Raw genomic sequence first — 18,860 nt, 5'->3', positions numbered from 1 at the left:
ATGACGATTGTGCTAAGGGCATCGGCCCCGGAGCTACTCCCCTTTGAGGGACACGGCCGTTCAGGGCCGCGTTGGGCGGGATTATAAACGAACTGCAAGGGACATGCCGAATTAGGAAAGATACTGACTCAAGTTCGTTGAGGTGCCGTAGTCGTCGCGTCATGCCGCCTGTGCCGCCACCCTGCTGCGCCGGCAGCGATGACGGCGATGACGACGATTTCGCGCCCGTTCCGGCATTGGGGTGCGCGATCGGCCGGATCGGCCTATCCTTTAGGTTCGGCTCCGACCGATGCGCCGCGGACAGCACAGGCACGCATTGCGGAGACCGGCGCGCACGACATGCACAGCGCGGCCTTGGGGAATACGCAGTGAAGCAGTGCCCATTTGCGACCACACAAGGAAAACGACATGCCGGCTGTCCCGAACCCGCCGAACCCGCCCGCACACCATAAAGCCTCGCAGACGCCTCTTCCGCCCCTGAACCACCATAACGGCCACGCCGTGGCCCCGCCCGCGCTGGTGGCGCTGGCCGGTGGCCGCGCGCCGCGCCCTGCGCAACCGGAGTTCGTGCAGCAGTACCGCGAAGACAGCGGCGCGCTGCGCGACCAGGTACTGTCGGGCCTGCGCGCCGCGCAGGCGGCCATCAGTCCCAAGTTCTTCTACGATGTGCTGGGCTCGCGCCTGTTCGAGGCCATCACCGACCTGCCCGAGTACTACCCCACCCGCACCGAGGCTGCGATCTTTGCCAGCGCGGCACCCGCCATCGCGGCGCGCGCCGGCAGCGGCTGCGTGCTGGTGGACCTGGGCGCGGGCAACTGCGAGAAGGCGGCGCGGCTGTTCGGCAGCCTGCGCCCGGCGCAGTACGTGGCGGTCGATATCTCGGTCGAGTTCCTGCGCGCGACGCTGTCGTCGCTGCAGCAGCAGCATCCCGACATTCCCATGCTGGGTCTGGGCGCAGACCTGTGCGCGCCGTTCGACCTGCCGGCCAAGGTCAGGCGCGGCAGGCGCCTGTTCTTCTATCCGGGCTCGAGCATCGGCAATTTTGCCCCGGTGGAGGCGCTCGCGCTGTTGCAGCGCCTGCGCGGCGCGGCCGGGCGCGGCGACGGCGTGCTGATCGGCGTGGACCTGCACAAGGACGAAGCCACGCTGGTATCGGCCTATGACGATGCGCTGGGCGTCACCGCGGCGTTCAACCGCAACGTGCTGCGCAACGTGAACCGCATCGTCGGCACCGATTTCGCGCTGGACGACTGGCGCCACCAGGCCAGCTTCGACCGCGAGGCCTCGCGCATCCAGATGCACCTGCAGGCGTGCCGCGACGTGCGCGTGCAATGGGACGGCGGCGCGCGCGAGTTCGCCGCCGGCGAGCGCATCCATACCGAGGATTCGTACAAGTACCGCCCGGAGGACTTCGCGCTGCTGCTTGAAGCGGCCGGCTTCGAGGACCCGGTGTACTGGTCCGACCCGCGCGGCTGGTTCGCGGTGTTCCACGCGCGCGGCTGACCAGCCTGCCGCACGGGTAGTGTCATAATGGCCGCAGTCCGGCGTGGCGTGCCGCGCCCGGACGCGGCTTGCCCGGACTCCTGTCTGTCCACCCCATCCCCTGCGCGGACTTTCCCGATGAGCGGCTTTCCCATGCTTCCCGATCTTTACTTCACCGGCGGCAAGGCGACCTGGTCGGACCCGCGCCGGCTGCCGCGCGAAGGGCTGGCGCAGGCACTGGTCGACGCGCGCAGCCGCACGCTGGCGTGGCTGGCGCCGTTCGGGCAGACGCGCCGCGCCTGGGATGTGCCGCGCCAGTACGATGCCGATCCGCCGCTGTGGACGCTCGGCCACGTCGCCTGGCATGCGGAGTGGTGGTGCCTGCGCGGCGTGCGCCAGGTCGACCGTGGCGGCGTGCCGGTGCCGGTGGCGTCGGAGCCGTCGCTGCTGGACGGCGCCGACGAATGGTTCGACCCCGATCGCATCGGGCCCCACGAGCGCTGGGAGATCGCGTTGCCCGACGTCGCCGTGGTCAAGCGCTATGCCGCCGACGTGCTCGACGGCGTGCTGCGCCGGATCGCATTGCTGCCCGACGACGCCGACCTGACCCTGTACCCGTACCGCCGCGCGCTGCTGCATGAAGACGCGCAGGGCGAAGGCGTGGCCGCGCTGCTGCAGGCGCTTGGCATGGCCCCCGCGGAGAGCGCCGGCGCGGCTGCCGCATCGGCCGCGGGACATGGCGGCACGCTGCATTTCCCGGGCGGGCGCTTCACCCTCGGCTGGAGCGATGCCGACGGCTTTGCCTGGCCCGACGAGCTGCCGCCCCAGCCGACCTACGTGCCGGCGTTTGAAATCGATATGGCACTGGTCAGCAACGCGCAGTTCCTGGAGTTCGTCGAGGACGGTGGCTACGAGCATCCGGCATGGTGGTCGTCGGCGGGACGGCAGTGGCTGATGACGCAGGAGCGCTCCGCGCCGCGCTACTGGTCGCGCCATCCGGAATCGCGCACCTGGATGCTGGAGCGCTTCGGCACGCAGCGCACGCTCAATCCCGACGAGGCGGTGCGCCATGTCACGCTGTACGAGGCGCAGGCATGGTGTGTCTGGGCCGGCCGGCGCCTGCCCGCGGAATCGGAGTGGGAACTCGCCGCGACCCAGAACCGGGGCCTGCAGTGGGGCGCGCTGCGCGAGTGGACGGCGACGCCGTACGAGCCGTACAGCGGTTTTGTCGCCGCGCCGTCCGACGGCGCGATGGTGGGGCGCTTCGGCACGCACCAGGCGGTGCGCGGCGTGTCGTTCGCCAGCCCGGCGCGATTGCGCCATGTCCGCGCGCGCTGGGCGCGGCTGCCCGAGGACGACCTGTCCTTCATCGGCTTTCGCACCTGCGCGATGTAGCAACGGCGCCAGCCAGAAAAAAACAGGGCACCCGCGGGTGCCCTGTTTTGTCATGCGGCAGGTGCGCTCAGCGCACCGCGCGCTCAACGCTCGTAGCGCGAGCGGCTGTTGCGGTTGCTGCCGTTGCCGGCGTTTCCGCCGAAGCCACCGCCAAAGCCGCGGTTGCCGTCGCGGTTGCCGAAGCTGCGGCCTTCGCCGTTGCCGCCATTGCCACGGTAGCCGCCGCCATTGCCGCGGTTCTCGCCGAAGCCGCGGTTGCCGTCACGGTTGCCGAAGCCGCCGCGCGGATCGTCGCCGAACGGACGGCCGCCGTCGCGGTTGCCGAAGCCACGGGCACCGTCGCCGGCGCCGCGGTAGCCGCCGCCCTGGCCACGGTAGCCGCCTTCACGGTTGCCGAAGCCGCCACGGTTGTCGTCGCCGAACGGGCGCGCGCCTTCCGTGCGGTTGCCGAAGCCGCGGCTCTCGCCGCTGAACTTGCGCTCGCCGAAGCCGGTACGGCTGTCGCCGCCGAACTTGCGGTCGCCGAAGCTGCGCTCGCCGCCGCGGTAGCCGCCGCCGTTGCCGCGGAAATCACTGCGGCCGCCGCCGGGCTTGCCGCCGAAGCCGGAGCGCGGCTTGGGCGCGCGGCGCGGCTCCAGGCCCTCGATCACCGACGCGTCGACACGCTGGTTGGTGAAGCGCTCGATGCGGCGCCACTGGAACATGTCGTTGTGGTTGACCAGGTTGATGGCGATGCCCGAGCGGCCCGCGCGGCCGGTACGGCCGATGCGGTGCACGTAGTCCTCGGCCTGCTTGGGCAGGTCGAAGTTCACCACGTGGGTGATATCGGGCACGTCGATGCCGCGCGCGGCCACGTCGGTGGCCACCAGCACGCGCAGGTTGCCACGGCGCAGCGCGGTCAGGGTGCGGTTGCGCGCGCCCTGGGTCATGTCGCCGTGCAGCGCGCCGGCCGAGAAGCCGGTGTCCGACAGGCGCTCGGCCAGCGAATCGGCATCGCGCTTGGTCGCGGTGAAGACGATCGCCTGCTTGAGCGACGCGTCGCGCAGCAGGTGGTCCAGCAGGCGCTCCTTGTGCGACATGTCGTCGGTGAAGTGCAGGCGCTGCTCGATATGGCTCTGGTCGGCGCGGGCCGCGGCGATCTCGATGCGCTGCGGATCCTTCAGCTGGCGCGACGCCAGTTGGGCGATGCGCGCGTCCAGCGTGGCCGAGAACATCAGCGTCTGGCGGGAAGCCGGGGTGGCGTTGACGATGGCGTCGATGTCGTCGGCAAAGCCCATGTCGAGCATGCGGTCGGCTTCGTCGAACACCAGCATCTGCAGCGCCGACAGGTCGATGCGGCCGGCATCGATATGGTCGAGCAGGCGGCCCGGCGTGGCTACCAGGATGTCAGGCATCTTGGCCAGCATGGCCAGCTGCTTGGGGTAGGGCATGCCGCCCAGGATGCTGGCGCAGACGATGCGGCGCAGGTTGCGGCCGTACTTGGCGGCGGCCTCGGTCACCTGCAGCGCCAGTTCGCGCGTCGGCGTCAGCACCAGCAGCGCCGGCTGGGCCGGGGCCGGACGGGGGCGCTTGCCCTTCATGCGCTTGGCCGGCTCGGTGGCGCGCTGCGGCGCGGGCATTTCGCTGATGCGCTGGATCGCGGGCAGCATGAACGCCGCGGTCTTGCCCGAACCGGTCTGGCTCGAGACCAGCAGGTCGCGGCCGGCCAGGAAGGCCGGAATGGCCTGGGCCTGCACCGGCGTGGGCGTGTTGTAGTTCAGGTCGGAGAGCGCGCGCAGGATGGCCGCGTCGAGGCCGAGCGCGGCAAAACCGCTTGCCGCGGCCGGGGCTTCCACTGCCGGGCTGGGGTTGAGCAGGGCGTCGAGCTTGTCGAGCGGGCTCTGGGCAGCGTCGGAAGTGATCGAAGCGTCGGTCGCGGAGGCAATAGCTTGCTCCGCACGAATGTCGTGCTGGGTCATGTCGAAAGGTCAAATAAATGCATGGCACCCCGGAATGCACAATGGGGTGGGCGCAGTGCAAAGTCTTAAAAAGGCTTCGGCGCCAATCGGTGAGGCCGTTACGACAGACACAGCTGGCAGTACGGCGGCAGGCAGGGCGGTGGCTGGTACCGCGGGGCGGTCCGGCCATGTCCCTGGCAGGCAAACAGCTCAGTTCAGGCTGTTCAACAGGATCGGAGACGAGGCGACGTCAGGTGAGCGGTGCGTTCTGCTGGGCGGCTGGGGCACATGGTGATGAGGCGTCCGGCAGCGAGGAAACAGAGCTTGGGAGGGCAGCGGATTCGCCCAGGCAGGAAGCCGGGCGCTTGGCGGATCTCACAGTTGCGAAACTCACGGCGCGGATTATAGCAGAGTGCCAGAATTTTGTTGCACTGCGAAAACGTAACCGGATATGTCAGCGATTCGTCACCCGCGTGCCGGGCGCTGGCCTGCTGGTTGCAAGCGGGTGCGCCCCGCCTATACTGGAGTCGCGAGCACACAGGATGCCCGCACGGGGCGGACGAAAACGCTCCCGCTTGACCTCCTGCAGCGTCATTGGGACGCTGTTCGCGGCAAGCAATGCGGTCATTGACTCCAGTCGCCAGTCTTCCTGCGACTCTCCGGGTGGTCCGGATGGGCGTCCGCGTCATGGGCGGAATCATGGGAAGCCTGCATGGATACAGAATGACCGAACTGCTGACCGCGTGACCGAGGTGGTCCGGGCCCGTCCGCATCCAAAGCCCGCCAGCGATGGCGGGCTTTTCATTTGGGCGGGCCGCTCGCTTCAGCCCTCGGCATCCTTGCCCGCGGCCTTGCGCGGCAGGCGGCCGAGCGGAGCCTCGCGCGGCATCACCTGGCGGTTGCCGGGCAGGCCGCCCCGGTAGTCGAAGATGCGCGCGGCGCCCTGGTGGCGCCAGCCATGCCATGCCTGGCCGCCGGCGGTGCGCCCGCCACCGAGGATGGTGGTCATGGCCTGCCGGTCGAGATCCATGCTGTCGGGCAAATCCTTGATGACGATCACTGCCATGGCGGTCTCCGGTCAAGCGGGGCCGCGGCCCTGCGGCCGCGGGACCGCTTCAGTATAGGCAAGGCGGCCCCACGCTCCTGCGCGGGCCCGCCTGCGTTTCGCTCAGACTGCGGCAAAGTTGCCGGCCCATTGCGACGGGTTGACGTTGACCCGCACCGGGCCGACGCCGGGGCCGACGAAGCTGTTGTTGAGCGTGTTGACGTTGATGCTTTGCAGCTGGGCGATGTTCTGGTTGACGTTGACGGTCACGTTGGCGAGCGGGCCGACCTCGCCGACGCCGCGGGAGAGCCACGAATTACCGCCGCGTACGGTACACAGCGAGGCACGGTCCAGTTCTTTGCTCAGGGCCAGGTCGCGGACGATGATGCTTGACATGATGATGCTCCTTTGAATGGGGCTTGGGGGCGGGCGCGGCGATGGCTGCGTTCGGCAGCGCGCGCGCCCGGCACCTCGGGTATCAGCCGAAGATGTTGTTGGTGGCGTTCTGGTTGGTATGCACGTCGGACTTGACGTGGTCCAGGAAGGCCGAGCCATTGCCGTTCAGGTTGGTCACGGACTGCATCTGCGCGATGCTCTGCACGGCGCTGATGCTCTTGTCGACCGACACCTTGATCGGCGTATAGACGGCGGCGAAGGGCAGGTACGACATGCCGCCGCGCACGGCGTGCATGCGCTTGCTGTCGAGGGTTTCGGCGGCGGACAGGTCCTGGATGGTCAGCGAGGTCATGATGGTCTCCGGTATCGGTGGTCAGTGCTGGGTTGGGTCAGCGGGGCAACGGGGCTCAGCCGAAGATGTTGTTGGTGGCGTTCTGGTTGGTGTGCACGTTCGACTTGACGTGGTCCAGGAAGGCCGAGCCGTTGCCGTTCAGGTTGGTCACGGACTGCATCTGCGCAATCTCCTGCACGGCGGTGATGCTCTTGTCGAGCGACAGCTTTACCGGGCTGTAGACGGCGGCGAACGGCAGGTACGACATGCCGCCGCGCACGGCGTGCATGCGCTTGCTGTCGAGGGTTGCGGCGGAGGACAGGTCCTTGATGGTCAGCGTGGTCATGATGGTCTCCAGTAGAGGAAGGTGTTGCCTTGGGTTTGGGTTCGAGCATCGGGTTGGTGTCGCGCTCGGGAGGGACAATCGCAGGGACTGTGCCAGGCCCGCGGCCACGCCCGCAGCGCCCGCGCAAGTCCCTGAAAACATGAGAAATTCATCGTCGATGCCGGTCCGCGGGCATGCCGCTGGCGGCGCCATCGCGGCCCGGTGTGACGGGCCGCGCCCAACAGGCCCGGCGCCGGTGTTGGCGTCGCCGCGACAGTGCAGCACCCCGGCGGCCCGGGCGCATGCGGGCCGCGCGAACCCGCCGTCGCATGACGGCCCCGCACGGTTTGCGCATGCCTTGGGTGCGCACTAGTATCCAGCGAGGAAAGGGCATATTCGCAGCGTGCGACAGGCCCTGCCGCAACCATGTCGGGGCATCCCGTGGCCAGTCTCAAGGACCTGATCCGCAAGTTCCAGAACGGTGGTCTCTCCGACGACGAGTTCGTGGCGTCGTTCGAAACGGCGCTGGCGCAAGACCCCACCACGCCGAGCCAGGCCGCGCGCGTGGTGATCGAGGAAAACACGCGCTTTCCGTTTCCGCCAGCGGTCTATGCCGAAGTCATGCGGCGCATCGAGCGCCGCGGCGCCACGCAGTACGATGGGGCCAACGACGCCACGCGCCTGGCCGGGACGGAAACCGGCTCGATGTATGCCGCCTCGCCCGAACCCGGCACGGTGCCGCAGACGCCGGCCACCAAGGGCGTGGGCGATACGCTCAATGGCCGCTTCGTGCTGGAGGAATGCCTGGGGGTCGGCGGCATGGGGACGGTCTACAAGGCGCTCGACCTGCGCAAGCTCGAAGCCTCGGACCGCAGGCCGTATATCGCTATCAAGGTGCTGAACCTGCAATTCAGCGGCCATCCCAAGTCACTGATGGCGCTGCAGCGCGAGGCGCGCAAGGCGCAGACGCTGGCGCACCGGAACATCGTCACGGTCTACGACTTCGACCGCGACGGGCCGGTGGTCTTCCTGACCATGGAGTACCTGTCGGGCTCGTCGCTCAACCACGTGCTCAAGGCACCGGGGTTTGCCGGCATGCCGATGGCACGCGCCATGCCCATCATCCAGGGCATGGGCAATGCGCTGGCGTATGCGCACGAGCGCGGCTTCGTGCACTGCGACTTCAAGCCCGCCAACGTCTTCCTGACCGCAAACGGCGAGATCAAGGTGATCGACTTCGGCATCGCGCGCGGCTTCCTGCCGCCGGCCGACGAATCCGACCGCACCGTATTCGATCCCGGTTCGCTGGGCGGCATGACGCCGGCCTATGCGAGCCCGGAGATGTTCGAGCATCGCGAGCCCGACCCCCGCGACGACATCTACGCGCTGGCCTGCGTGACCTACGAGCTGCTGAGCGGCAAACATCCCTACCAGCGGCTCTCGGCCAACCAGGCGCGCGAGGCCGGGCTCAAGCCGGCGCCGCTGCCGCAGCTGGGCCGCACGCAATGGAAGACCCTGCGCGAAGCGCTGTCACTGGACCGCGAGACCCGCACGCCGACGGTCGCACGCTTCCTGCAGGGCATGAGCGCGGTGCCGGCAGCGCCTGCCCGCCGCGCCGAGCCGCTGATGGCGGGCGGCGTGCTGGTGGCGCTGGCAGGCGTGGCGGCACTGGGCTACTACGCCTGGCAGTCGCAGCGCGATGCCGAAGCCCCGGCCGAGGAGGTGCGCGCGGCAGCGCCGGTCACCGCCGGCAAGCCGGCCCCGGAGCCTCCCGCCGCGCCCACGCCCGCGCCCGCAGCCGTCCCCACACCCGCGCCGGCCCCGGCAATGCCCGCGCCAGCCCCGCCGGCGGAATTGTCGATGGCCGAGGTCGGCAAGCTGCTGGCCGCGGTGCCGTGCTCGCTGCTGGCGGCGGCGCGGCAGGACCAGACCCTGCATGTGCGCGGCTACCTGGCCGAGAGCGTCGGCGCCGCGCGCCTGCGTGAACAGCTCGGTGGCCTGCCGGGTGCCAGGGCGCTGCGCGAGGTGGTGGTCGACGCCCAGCCGCTGGCCGCCGACAAGTGCGAGGTGGCGGCGATGATCGCGCCGTACTGGTCGGGCCACCGGCAAGGCGCGACGGCGTCGTCGCTGCAGTTGCGCGGCAAGGGCACGCAACTGACCGAGGGCTCGCCGATGGTGCTGGACCTGCGCACGCCGGGGCAGGACTCCTACGTCTACGTCGACTACTTTGCCGCGGACGGCAAGGTGGCGCATATGGTGCCGAGCCAGCGCGTGCCGGCCCACCAGGCGCCGCCGGCGCATCACGCCACCATCGGCGACAGCGGCGACTGGATCGTCTCGCCGCCCTTCGGCAACGAACTGGTGGTGCTGCTGACCACGCCGGCGCCGCTGTTCGCGTCGCGCCGTGCCGAAGTAGAGTCGCGGCAGGAATACCTGCGCGCGCTGGAAAAGCCGCTGGCGCAGATGGCGCGCACGTATGGCCGGGACCGCATCAGCGCGGACCTGGTGCAGATTTCCACGCGGGCGCGCTGACCGCGCGACTACCCTCTCGCGGGGCTGGCCGGCTTGCCTTTCGCGCCGGCCGCGCCACGCTTACTTCATGTCCCGCGCCACGCGAAAGCCGTTCTGCGACTGCCGCACGCTCGGGCTGTACTTGAAGCGCGTCGACGACACCATGTAGCTCGCGCCTTCGCGCCACGAGCCGCCGCGGATGACACGCGCACCGCAGGCGTTCTCGTTCCATGCGCGCCCGTCGGCGGGCGCGCCCTTGTACGAGCTGTGCCAGCAATCGGCCACCCACTCCCACACGCTGCCGTTGACGTCATGCAGGCCGTACGGGTTGGCGGCGAACGAGCCCACCGGGGCGGGCGCATCCTGGCTCCATGGATCGCCGCATTCCTTGCAGTTGGCATTGCCCTTGCGCATCTGGTCACCCCACCAGTAAGCGGTGGCGCTGCCGCCGCGCGCCGCGTATTCCCATTCCGCCTCGGTGGGCAGCCGGTAGGTCTTGCCGGTGGTCTTGCTGAGCCAGGCCACGTACTGCTGCGCATCGTCCCAGCTGACGTCGCGTACCGGTGCGTTCTTCGCGCTGTCGGCGATGGTGGGGATGCGCTGACAGCCGCCGGCGTCGGCGCAGGCGTTCCATTGCTCGACGGTGACTTCATAGCGGCCGATGGCGAACGGCTGCGCGATGGAGACCTGATGGGGCGGCTTCTCGGCCGGGTCGCTGGCGCTGCTGCCCATGGTGAAGCTGCCGGCCGGCACCGTGACCAGCGCCGGGCAGGCCGGGCAATCTCGGATCTCGGCGGTGCGCAGCGTGGTACTGACCACGCCGCCGTCTGCCGCGCCGGCGCGCGGTGGTGCTGCGGCCGCTGGCGGTGACGGTCGTGCGGCCGCGGGTGCGGGGGGCGCGGCTTTGGCCGGGGGAGCCGATGCCGCAGCAGGTGCCGGGGGGCGCGTGGCTTGTGCGCCGGCGGTGGCGCCGGCGCGTGGCGCCGGCGCGGGCGACTGGGCCTTCGGCGCTGGCGCGCCGGACCCGAGGCGCTCCAGCCGCGCCCTGGCCAGCCCCGCGAAACGGCCGTTGGGGTACTGCTTCAGGTAGGCCTCGTAGTCGGCGGCGTAGTTGCTGTTCTTGATCGATTCCCAGAAGCTCAGCTCATACTGCTCGTCGGTGTTCTTGGGCAGGATGCCGGCCAGCAGCAGCGGCCGCGCTTGCGCCGCGTCGCCGGCCGCCGCCGCGGGCGCCGCAGTGGCGAGGAGCGCTGCCGTGGCTGCCATCGGGATCATCGCAGCCACGCGCAAGACTGGTAGGTTGCGCCACATCTTCACACCTCGCTGGAGCCGCCGCGATTCCATTGCATGCCGTAGCCGCCGGCATGCGCTGGGCGCATTGTGGTGTTGCCAGGACGTCGACCGGCTTGCTTCAAGATAGCACAGCGCGTGTGTCTGCGGCGGGGCATCGAGGTGCCGCCGCGGCACGCCGGGGTCGCATTTTCCGGGCTTGCGTTCTAACCTGAATGACGAATCGCCGAGCGCTGACCAACAAGCAACAACAAGGGGCTTTCGGGACAACGTGATCGGGTTTCGGGATAGCTCTCGGGGAGGCGACGCGTATGTCCGCACGATTTCTGCTCCGCCTGCTGGCGGCAGCCACGCTTGCCGCCGCGCCTTCGCTGTCGTTGTCGACGGCAGCGCCGCCCAATGCCGAGGTCTACATCATCTGGCCGTACGACGGCGCCGTTATCAGCGGCGGCAAGTTCTGGGTGCGCATGGGCCTGCGCAATATGGGCGTCTGCCCCAAGGGCGTCGAATCGCCGCGCTGCGGACATCATCACCTGCTGGTCGATACCGAGCTGCCACCGCTCGACAAGGAAATCCCTTCGGACAAGAACCACCTGCACTTCGGCGCGGGCGAGACCGATGCGCGCATTGAACTGCCCCCGGGCAAGCACACGCTGCAATTGCTGATGGGCGACGCCAAGCATGTTCCGTTCGAGCCGCCGATCTATTCGAAGAAGATCACGATCACGGTGAAATAGCGTCGCAGCGTGCGCCGCGCACGCCGGCCGAGGCCGATCATCAAACAGGGGAGAGCGCCATGTCCCGACTACTTGCCGCGGCTGTCTTCGCCGTCAGCCTGTTGCTGTCCGCGTGGGTCCAGGGCGGCCCCACTGCCGCGCCGCCCAATGCCTACCTGTACATCGGCTGGCCCAACGACGGCCAGACCCTGCCCGCCGGCAAGCCATTCAAGGTCTGGTTCGGGCTGCGCAACATGGGGGTCGCGCCCAAGGATGTGAAGTATCCCAATACCGGGCACCATCACCTGCTGATCGATGTGGACCTGCCGCCGATGGACAAGGAAATTCCCAACGACCGCAACCATCTGCATTTCGGCGCCGGAGAGACCGAGGCCATGATCGAACTGGCGCCGGGCAAGCATACGCTGCAGTTGCTGATGGGCGACGACAAGCACATCCCGACCAACCCGCCGGTGTATTCGAAGCGGATCACGATCTACGTGAAGTAGGGTCCGAAGCGCGCTGGCAGGCGCTATCGCTACGGGGTCGCGCCGGTCGTGGAACCGGCTGTTGGTCCGGCCCCGACATCGCGACTTCCATCTGTTGGCCGCCCCCCGCCACCACGCGCGGCCCTGAGCTCTCCGCCCGCGCCGCCGGCCACCCGCCGGAAGCGAAAAACCCCCGTGTTTACAGGCACTTCGGCCATCCAGCCAGGCCTCGCCGGCCCGCTGGCACAGTCCCTGCGTTTGTTCCTCCCGAGCGCGACACCAACCCGATGCTCGAACCCAACCCAAGGCAACACCTTCCTCTATCCGGAGACCATCATGACCAAGCTGACCCTCACCGACCTGACCACCGCCGAAACCCTGGACCGCAAGGGCATGCAAGCCGTTAGCGGCGGCCGCGCGCTGATGCCCTACGTGGCGGTGTTCCAGCCGCTGGACCTGTCGTTCGACAAGAGCATCACCGCCGTGCAGGAGATTGCGCAGATGCAGTCCGTGACCAACCTGAACGGCAACGGCTCGGCCTTCCTGGACCACGTCAAGTCGAACGTGCACACCAACCAGAACGCCACCAACAACATCTACCGCTGAGCCCCGTTGCCCGCTCACGCACCCCAGCACTGACTACCGATACCGGAGACCATCATGACCACGCTGACTATCCAGGACCTGCCCGCCGCCGAAACCCTTGACAGCAAGCGCATGCACGCCGTGCGCGGCGGCACGACGTACCTGCCCTTCGCCGCGGTGTATGCGCCGATCAAGCTCGCCTTTGACGGCAGCATCAACGCCCGGCAGGAGATCGCGCAGATGCAGTCCGTGACCAATATGAACGGCAATGGCTCGGCCTTCCTCGACCATGTCCGTTCGCATGTGGATACCAACCAGAACGCCAGCAACAATATCTATCGTTGAGAGGATGGTTGAGATGGCGCTGCGCCGCGGGGGCGTCCCCGCGGCGCTTTTTCTGACCCCGTGCCGATCGGGGTTGGAGCGCGCGCCCGCGCGCACCACAATACAGACAGACGCGGCGGCCAGGCGGGACCGGCGAACCGTTGCAGCCCCGCCGGCCGCCGCCGTCGCACGCAGGAAGACATCGTGCCCCAGTTCCCCATTGCCCCGTCCGTGCATGCGGTGATCCGCGCGCCGCGTCGTGCTGCCTGGCTTGCCGCGCTGACAGCGGGCCTGGCACTGCTGTCGGGTTGCGCCGATTTCCGCCCGCCGGTGTACCAGCGCCCCGAGACGCCGGCCAAGGCCGAATGGTCACGGCAGGAATCGATCACGGTATCGCCGGCCGAAGCGGTACAGCCCAACTGGTGGCTGGGCTTCAAGGACCCGTACCTGAACCAGCTGATCGAACGCGCGCTGTCCGGCAACTACGACATCAAGGTGCTGGCTGCGCGTATCCGCGTGGCCAATGCGCAGATCGGCGAGGCCCGCGCCGGCGGGCTGCCGGTGATCGACATCGGCGCGGGCGCGAGCTTCGAAAAAAGCACCGGGCAGAAGTCCACATGGACTTATAGCGCCGGCGCCCAGCTGAACTGGGACATCGACATCTGGGGCAAGGTCGAGAAGGGCGTGCAGGCGCAGACTGCCGAGTTCCGTGCCACCGAGGCGGACTGGCGCGCCGGCTACCTGACGCTGGTGGCCAATGTCTCCACCACGTATTTCCAGATCCTGCAGTTCGACGAGCAGATCGAGCAGCAGTCGCGCACCGTGGCCAAGAACCAGCAGATCCTGTCTACCTACCAGGCCATGTACCAGAACGGGCTGGTGCCAAAGATCCGCGTGATGCAGCAACAGGCGGAGATCAATCGCCTGAACAAGGACCTGCTCGAGCTGCGCCGTTCGCGCGATGTGGCGGAGAACGCGCTGGCGACGCTGGTCGGCGTGCCCGCCGGCAACCTCAAGGTGCCGGCCGGGCGCCTGCAGGATCGCGTGCAGCCGCCCGCGGTGCCGGCGGGCCTGCCGTCGCAGCTGCTGGCGCGGCGCCCGGACGTGGTGGCGGCGGAGTACCGCGTGCTGGCCGCCTACAACATCGTCGGCCAGGCGCGCCTGGCGCAGCTGCCCAGCATCAGCCTGACCGCGCGCGGCGGCACCGCCAGCTTCGCCCTGAGCGACCTGCTCAAGTCCTTCACCTTCGGCTTCATGCCGAGCATCAACCTGCCGATGCTGGACCCCAACGTGCGTGCGCGGGTCAAGACCACCGAGGCGCAGGTCGGCGTGGCGGAAAACGAATATGGCCGCACGGTGATGACCGCATTCGAGGAAGTCGAGACCGCGCTGGTCAACGTCGACGCCCACAAGAAGCAGCGCATCGAACTGCAGCAGCAGGTGGAGCAGCTGCGCGTGGTGTCCGCGCAGATCGAGGCGCAATTGAAGGAAGGCGTGGTCTCGCAGCTCGAAGTGTTCGAAACCGAGCGTTCGCTGCTGGCCGCGCAGCTGCAGTTGTTGGCGGTCCACCAACAAATCCTGGGCGACACCGTCACGCTCTACAAGGCGCTGGGTGGCGGCTGGCCCGAGGCGGATGTGCGCAACACCGCGCTGAATCCACCGCAATAAGTGGTGCCGGGGATGCCGCTGCACGGTACAGGTGATGCCGGCGCAAGCAACGCGTTGCGCAACGCCTGCGCGGCATGCGCAGCCGCGCAGCCTGCCGGTCTTGCGGCGCTGCCGCTGCCGGCCCAACCACGCATGCCGTGGCCGATTGACTAGCCTAAGCCGTCGCCTACTATGTTCTTAGTCGCTTCATCCCCCTGGCCTGCGGCCGCGGCAGCCGCGCTGTTGGCTCGCTGGAAACATGGCTCCTGACGAAGCACTGATCATGGAAATGCCGGTGAAAATGGCCCAGGGATCCGCACGAGACCTCGCGCAGGATGTGGCGCAGGGTGTGGCGCAAGATGTGGCGCAAACCGCGGCGCAGGAATTCGATGTGTTCCTGACGCCGGTGGCGCGCCCGGAGCTCGGCGAGATCCGCATCGATGAAGCGCTCTTTGCGGTCGGCCGCAGCGAGCTGCCGTTCGCCGCCTACCCGGAAGCACTGGCCGCGCCGCTGTCGCGGCGCCATGCGCGCATTTTTGCGGAGCATGGCACGGTCTACGTGGCTGACCTCGGCAGCAAGAACGGCACGCGCGTGAACGGCGCGGCCGTGGCGCGCCAGCCGGCGCAGCTCAGCGATGGCGATGAAGTCGCCTTCGGGCCGGCGCTGTCCTTCCGCGTGCGGCTGTCGCCGCGCGCGCCGCAGCCGCAGCCGCCGCGCGTGGCGCTGACGCTGGTGCCGGAACGCCATGACGTGGGGCTGCAGCCGCTGCATGTGGAGCAGTTCCCGTACCTGGTCAGCAAGGGCGACGACGCCTTCGCGCGCTTTCGCGACAGCTATCCGCACCAGGTCAACTACCTGTCGCGGCGCCATGCGCATGTGTACCTCAAGGGGGGCATCCCCTTCATCGAGGACCTGGGCAGCACCAATGGCACCTTCGTCAACGGCAAGCGCCTGGCCGACCACGGCGTGCCGCTGGACGACGGGGACCTGATTGCGTTTGGCGGCAACCACTTCGTCTACAAGGCACACGTGCGGTACACCAGCGCCGGCGATGCCACCGCGACGCGCTCGGTATTGCAGCCCGCGGACGCGCCCGATGCGCCGGCCACGTCCGCGGTGCCTGCCGCCGGGTCTGACGGAGGTTCGGCCATTGCCGCCGCCACGCCGGCCGCCCGCGACGACGCCGACCGCACCACCTTTGTCGGCGCGCCAGATTCCTTCCTCGACATCTTCTGCGTCGACTACGCCGCCCATCAGGAGGACGAGGTCAATGCCGAGGCCGAGGCCCTGGCCGCGGCGGCCACTGCCGCCGGCGCCGGCGCAACGGGGCGCCGACAGCGGGGCCGTGCCGCGTTGCTGGCGGCGGAAGGGGCGCGGCTGTTCGGGCTCGGCCACCCGGCCCGCGTGCGGCGCGCGGCGCGCTGGGGCGGGGCCTTGCTGCTGCTCGCGCTCGTGGCGGGCGTTGCGGTCTACTGGCGTGGCGCGCCCGAGCGCGCGGTGCAGTCCCGCTTTGCCGCCGGCGACCACGCGGGCGCGGCGCAGGCGGCCGACAGCTACCTGGCGCGGCATCCCGACGATATCGCGGTCCAGGCGGTCGGGACCGAAGCGCTGTTGCGCGCGTACGTGCCCGACTTCGCCGCCAGGCTGAAGGCCCGAGACATGGCTGGCGCCGATACCGTGCTGGCACGCTTGCGCCAGCTCAGCACGCACAACGCCGAGGCGCGTCCGCTGGTGGCCGAACTCGACTGGATCGGCCGGCTCGAACGCTTCACCGCGCCGCGCGGCGCCGATGCCCCGATTCGCCTCTACACCGACGAAGCGCCGATGCGCCAGTTGCTGGCGTACTGGAACCAGGACACCGCCGCGCATCAGCGTGCGCTCGGGCGCGTCGCGGCCGACGTGCCGGCGTTCCGCGACCTGTATGCCGATGCGCTCAGCGATGTGCGCCGGCTGCAGAACGATGCCTCGGTCTATCTGGCCGCAATCGACCGGCTCAATGCCACGATCGCTGCCGAACTGGGCCGTGACCGGCCGGAGGCCTTGCAGCCGGTGCTTGCGGAATACCGCGAGAAATATCCGCGCCTGGCTGGCCTGGACCGGGTGCAGTCGGACCTGGATCGCTACACCGGCCTGCTGCAGGCCTTGCGCGCGCGCCGGCCGGGGCCGCTGGTGACGCGGCTGGCCGACAGCCGGTTCGCCACGCCGCCGTTCCAGGCGCAGCTTGCCAGCCTGGCGCCGCGCCTGCCGTCGCCCGAGCTGGCACGGCAGTATGCCGATGCGGCCAGGGCGTGGCAGCAGGGCGACAGCGCCGCCGCGCTGGCCGCGCTCAGCCAGATCCGAGGCGGTCCGTGGGCCGACGACCTGGCGCGCGACGTGGCGCACAAGCAGAAGGTTGCGGCGCAGTACGCCGCGTTGCAGTCGGCGCGCGGCAGCCGCGGCTACGAGGACCGCCTGCTGGACTTCTACGCGATGCTCGATGCGGAAGAAGACAGCCATTTCGCCAGGGCTGTCGAGGGCGATGTCAACGGCGTGCGCGACAGCGCCCTGCGTCGCGCGCGCGAGCTGATGGCCAGCGCGGTCGCGGCGTGGAAGCAGTATCGCGCCAACGGCGTGATCGGCGGCGAGCAGCGGCTCGAGCCCGGCATCTCGCCGAAGTTTCGCGCGCAGGCGCGGCTGCTGTCACAGGCGCAGGACGACGCGCGCCAGGGCATGCGCATCTTCACGCAACTGCGCGCGGGCGAAAGCGCCGACCTCGCACAACTGGCCAAGGTCGAGCAAGAGATCCGCGCCGAGGCGGAGCAGCAGCGCCACGCGCTGCGCGAACTGGGCACGGTGCTCGATCCCGCCGTGCTCAAGGCCAAGCTCGGGCTGATCGGCGGCGAAGACCCCGGCAACGCGCCGGCATCGGCCGCGGCGGCCGCAGCCCCTCCATCACCCGGTCCGGCGGGGAAGCCATGAAGGACGATGCCCGCCACGCCGGCCTCAAGCCGCTTGCCGAGGCGCTGGAAGACCACGGCGCCGAAGGCATCGGCCTGCTCAGCGCCGAGCCGTCGCGCCTGGGCATGCTGACCATCGTCACCACTTTTGCGCTGGTGCTATGCGGGCTGGTCTGGTCGTTCGTCGGCCACGCCGATGTCATCGTTACCGCGCAGGGCACGCTCGCGCCCGAATCCGAGGTGCGGCGCTTCTATGCCCCCGTGGACGGCGAGCTTGCCGACCTGTACGTGGCGGAAGGGCAGCCCGTGTCCAAGGACGATGTGCTGGCGCGCCTGAACGCGCGCGGCGCGATCGAGGCCGCCGCCAACGCGCTGGAGGCACAGCTCAAGCTGGAAGACTCCGAACGCGAGTGGAAGCAGTTCCCCGACAAGAAGGCCTTGATGGAACGGCGCGCGGCGGCGCTCAAGCAGCAGATCGACGTGGCGACGCGCCAGCACGAGACCCGCATTGCCGAAGGCACCACGCGGCTGGCCGAGCAGCAACGCGCGCAGCTGCAGGAAGCGCGCAGCAACCTGGAGAATGCGCGGCGCGCGCGCGAGTTCGCGCGCCAGGAGCAGGATCGCTATGCGCGCCTGCTGGCGCTGCCCGGCGGCGGGGGCGTGTCGCAATCGCAGGTCGACGCCAAGCGCGCCGCGGCGCAGGATGCCGAGAACACCCTGCGCGTGGCGCAGTCGCGGCTGACCGAACTGGAGGCGCGCCTGGGCCGCGAGCTGACCCAGGCCAGCTCCGAGCTGGAGAGCAGCGGCCAGGATCTCGCCGGCCTGCGCGTGCAATATGACGCGGCGCTGCGCGAGATCGCCAACACCGAGGACAAGCTGCGCCTGCAGGTGCAGACCGCCCGCCTGGTGGCGGACGCCGCCGCGCGCATCCGCTTCGAGAATATCGACAAGGACAACTTCCTGCTGATCCTGGCGCCGGTGTCCGGCGTGATCACCGATGTCACCTCGACCCAGCGCGGCGACAAGGTGCAGGCCAATACGCCGCTGGGCGGCATCGCGCCCAAGGATGCCCGCCCGGTGGTGAAGATCGTGATAGCCGAACGCGACCGGGCCTTCCTGCGCGAGGGCCTGCCGGTCAAGCTGAAGTTCAATGCCTTCCCGTACCAGCGCTACGGGATCATCGATGGCACGCTCGAGTTCATCTCGCCCGCGACCAAGCCGGGCGGGCCTGACAAGCAGCCGGTCTACGAGGGCCGCGTGCGCCTGGCGCGCGACTACTACACCGTGGCCGACAACAAGTATCCGCTGCGCTATGGCATGACCGCGACGGCGGAGATCGTGGTGCGCGAGCGCCGCCTGATCGACCTCGGTCTCGACCCCTTCCGCGAGGTGGCGGGCTAAGCGTCGCGGTGGCACACAGGAACAGGATCTGGACAGCTGGGCGCGCCGCC

General features: G+C 69.2%; 16 protein-coding genes. 10 read left to right on the top strand and 6 right to left on the bottom strand.

What is annotated here, in order from left to right:
- Positions 1-408: 408 nt before the first annotated feature.
- Positions 409-1,503 carry an L-histidine N(alpha)-methyltransferase gene (gene egtD, locus RALTA_RS10635; protein ID WP_041232168.1) on the top strand — a complete coding sequence of 365 codons (1,095 nt, stop codon included), beginning with the start codon at positions 409-411 and terminating at the stop codon, positions 1,501-1,503.
- A 117-nt stretch (positions 1,504-1,620) separates the two neighbouring features.
- Positions 1,621-2,877, top strand: coding sequence for an SUMF1/EgtB/PvdO family nonheme iron enzyme (locus RALTA_RS10630; RefSeq protein WP_041232167.1), 1,257 nt, complete (start codon positions 1,621-1,623; stop codon positions 2,875-2,877).
- An 83-nt stretch (positions 2,878-2,960) separates the two neighbouring features.
- Here the strand turns inward: RALTA_RS10630 and RALTA_RS10625 are convergent, their stop codons facing one another.
- From RALTA_RS10625 to RALTA_RS10605, 5 genes are all read right to left on the bottom strand, one after another.
- Positions 2,961-4,835, bottom strand: coding sequence for a DEAD/DEAH box helicase (locus RALTA_RS10625; protein WP_012353430.1), 1,875 nt, complete (start codon positions 4,833-4,835; stop codon positions 2,961-2,963).
- A gap of 802 nt (positions 4,836-5,637) precedes the next feature.
- Positions 5,638-5,880 (bottom strand): hypothetical protein, encoded by a 243-nt coding sequence (locus tag RALTA_RS10620; protein ID WP_012353429.1) that lies wholly within the window; start codon positions 5,878-5,880, stop codon positions 5,638-5,640.
- A gap of 102 nt (positions 5,881-5,982) precedes the next feature.
- Complete coding sequence (locus RALTA_RS10615; RefSeq protein WP_012353428.1) at positions 5,983-6,255, bottom strand: hypothetical protein; 273 nt, start codon at positions 6,253-6,255, stop codon at positions 5,983-5,985.
- Positions 6,256-6,337: 82 nt separating this feature from the next.
- On the bottom strand, positions 6,338-6,607 hold the full coding sequence (locus RALTA_RS10610) for a hypothetical protein (protein WP_012353427.1): 270 nt from the start codon (positions 6,605-6,607) through the stop codon (positions 6,338-6,340).
- Between the two features lie 55 nt (positions 6,608-6,662).
- Positions 6,663-6,932: a hypothetical protein gene (locus tag RALTA_RS10605; RefSeq protein ID WP_012353426.1), complete on the bottom strand. Its 270-nt coding sequence runs from the start codon at positions 6,930-6,932 to the stop codon at positions 6,663-6,665.
- A gap of 405 nt (positions 6,933-7,337) precedes the next feature.
- Between RALTA_RS10605 and RALTA_RS10600 the strand changes: the two genes are divergently transcribed.
- On the top strand, positions 7,338-9,443 hold the full coding sequence (locus RALTA_RS10600; RefSeq protein ID WP_012353425.1) for a serine/threonine protein kinase: 2,106 nt from the start codon (positions 7,338-7,340) through the stop codon (positions 9,441-9,443).
- Positions 9,444-9,503: 60 nt separating this feature from the next.
- Here the strand turns inward: RALTA_RS10600 and RALTA_RS10595 are convergent, their stop codons facing one another.
- A complete protein-coding gene (locus RALTA_RS10595) occupies positions 9,504-10,688 on the bottom strand; it encodes a formylglycine-generating enzyme family protein (RefSeq protein ID WP_012353424.1) in 1,185 nt (394 codons plus the stop codon).
- A gap of 335 nt (positions 10,689-11,023) precedes the next feature.
- On the opposite strand from RALTA_RS10595, the gene RALTA_RS10590 reads away from it, so the two are divergent.
- The 7 genes from RALTA_RS10590 to RALTA_RS10560 all read left to right on the top strand — a co-directional run bounded on the left by RALTA_RS10590 (position 11,024) and on the right by RALTA_RS10560 (position 18,810).
- Positions 11,024-11,449, top strand: a complete 426-nt coding sequence (locus tag RALTA_RS10590; protein WP_012353423.1) for a DUF4399 domain-containing protein — start codon at positions 11,024-11,026, stop codon at positions 11,447-11,449.
- 59 nt (positions 11,450-11,508) lie between these two features.
- Complete coding sequence (locus RALTA_RS10585; protein ID WP_012353422.1) at positions 11,509-11,937, top strand: DUF4399 domain-containing protein; 429 nt, start codon at positions 11,509-11,511, stop codon at positions 11,935-11,937.
- A 315-nt stretch (positions 11,938-12,252) separates the two neighbouring features.
- Positions 12,253-12,522 (top strand): hypothetical protein, encoded by a 270-nt coding sequence (locus RALTA_RS10580; protein ID WP_012353421.1) that lies wholly within the window; start codon positions 12,253-12,255, stop codon positions 12,520-12,522.
- Between the two features lie 54 nt (positions 12,523-12,576).
- Positions 12,577-12,846 (top strand): hypothetical protein, encoded by a 270-nt coding sequence (locus tag RALTA_RS10575; RefSeq protein WP_012353420.1) that lies wholly within the window; start codon positions 12,577-12,579, stop codon positions 12,844-12,846.
- A gap of 183 nt (positions 12,847-13,029) precedes the next feature.
- Positions 13,030-14,493 (top strand): efflux transporter outer membrane subunit, encoded by a 1,464-nt coding sequence (locus RALTA_RS10570; RefSeq protein ID WP_012353419.1) that lies wholly within the window; start codon positions 13,030-13,032, stop codon positions 14,491-14,493.
- A 238-nt stretch (positions 14,494-14,731) separates the two neighbouring features.
- The gene (locus tag RALTA_RS10565) at positions 14,732-17,431 is read left to right on the top strand and encodes an FHA domain-containing protein (RefSeq protein ID WP_012353418.1); all 2,700 of its coding nucleotides are present in this window, start codon (positions 14,732-14,734) and stop codon (positions 17,429-17,431) included.
- The gene (locus RALTA_RS10560; protein ID WP_012353417.1) at positions 17,428-18,810 is read left to right on the top strand and encodes an HlyD family efflux transporter periplasmic adaptor subunit; all 1,383 of its coding nucleotides are present in this window, start codon (positions 17,428-17,430) and stop codon (positions 18,808-18,810) included. The genes RALTA_RS10565 and RALTA_RS10560 overlap by 4 nt, the downstream gene beginning before the upstream one ends.
- Positions 18,811-18,860 lie beyond the last annotated feature (50 nt).

Origin of the sequence: Cupriavidus taiwanensis LMG 19424 (genome assembly GCF_000069785.1) — a bacterium.
Taxonomy (GTDB): Bacteria; Pseudomonadota; Gammaproteobacteria; order Burkholderiales; family Burkholderiaceae; genus Cupriavidus; species Cupriavidus taiwanensis.
Note: the sequence above shows the minus strand (reverse complement) of the source record. Positions and strands in the feature narration are given on the sequence as shown.

What these genes read in the sequence shown, in the direction of transcription:
- RALTA_RS10620 (WP_012353429.1), bottom strand. Translation starts at nt 5,880, where the DNA reads ATGGCAGTGATCGTCATCAAGGATTTGCCCGACAGCATGGATCTCGAC.
- RALTA_RS10560 (WP_012353417.1), top strand. Translation starts at nt 17,428, where the DNA reads ATGAAGGACGATGCCCGCCACGCCGGCCTCAAGCCGCTTGCCGAGGCG.
- RALTA_RS10590 (WP_012353423.1), top strand. Translation starts at nt 11,024, where the DNA reads ATGTCCGCACGATTTCTGCTCCGCCTGCTGGCGGCAGCCACGCTTGCC.
- RALTA_RS10585 (WP_012353422.1), top strand. Translation starts at nt 11,509, where the DNA reads ATGTCCCGACTACTTGCCGCGGCTGTCTTCGCCGTCAGCCTGTTGCTG.
- RALTA_RS10605 (WP_012353426.1), bottom strand. Translation starts at nt 6,932, where the DNA reads ATGACCACGCTGACCATCAAGGACCTGTCCTCCGCCGCAACCCTCGAC.
- RALTA_RS10600 (WP_012353425.1), top strand. Translation starts at nt 7,338, where the DNA reads ATGTCGGGGCATCCCGTGGCCAGTCTCAAGGACCTGATCCGCAAGTTC.
- egtD (WP_041232168.1), top strand. Translation starts at nt 409, where the DNA reads ATGCCGGCTGTCCCGAACCCGCCGAACCCGCCCGCACACCATAAAGCC.
- RALTA_RS10630 (WP_041232167.1), top strand. Translation starts at nt 1,621, where the DNA reads ATGAGCGGCTTTCCCATGCTTCCCGATCTTTACTTCACCGGCGGCAAG.
- RALTA_RS10595 (WP_012353424.1), bottom strand. Translation starts at nt 10,688, where the DNA reads ATGGCAGCCACGGCAGCGCTCCTCGCCACTGCGGCGCCCGCGGCGGCG.
- RALTA_RS10615 (WP_012353428.1), bottom strand. Translation starts at nt 6,255, where the DNA reads ATGTCAAGCATCATCGTCCGCGACCTGGCCCTGAGCAAAGAACTGGAC.
- RALTA_RS10610 (WP_012353427.1), bottom strand. Translation starts at nt 6,607, where the DNA reads ATGACCTCGCTGACCATCCAGGACCTGTCCGCCGCCGAAACCCTCGAC.
- RALTA_RS10575 (WP_012353420.1), top strand. Translation starts at nt 12,577, where the DNA reads ATGACCACGCTGACTATCCAGGACCTGCCCGCCGCCGAAACCCTTGAC.
- RALTA_RS10565 (WP_012353418.1), top strand. Translation starts at nt 14,732, where the DNA reads ATGGCTCCTGACGAAGCACTGATCATGGAAATGCCGGTGAAAATGGCC.
- RALTA_RS10625 (WP_012353430.1), bottom strand. Translation starts at nt 4,835, where the DNA reads ATGACCCAGCACGACATTCGTGCGGAGCAAGCTATTGCCTCCGCGACC.
- RALTA_RS10580 (WP_012353421.1), top strand. Translation starts at nt 12,253, where the DNA reads ATGACCAAGCTGACCCTCACCGACCTGACCACCGCCGAAACCCTGGAC.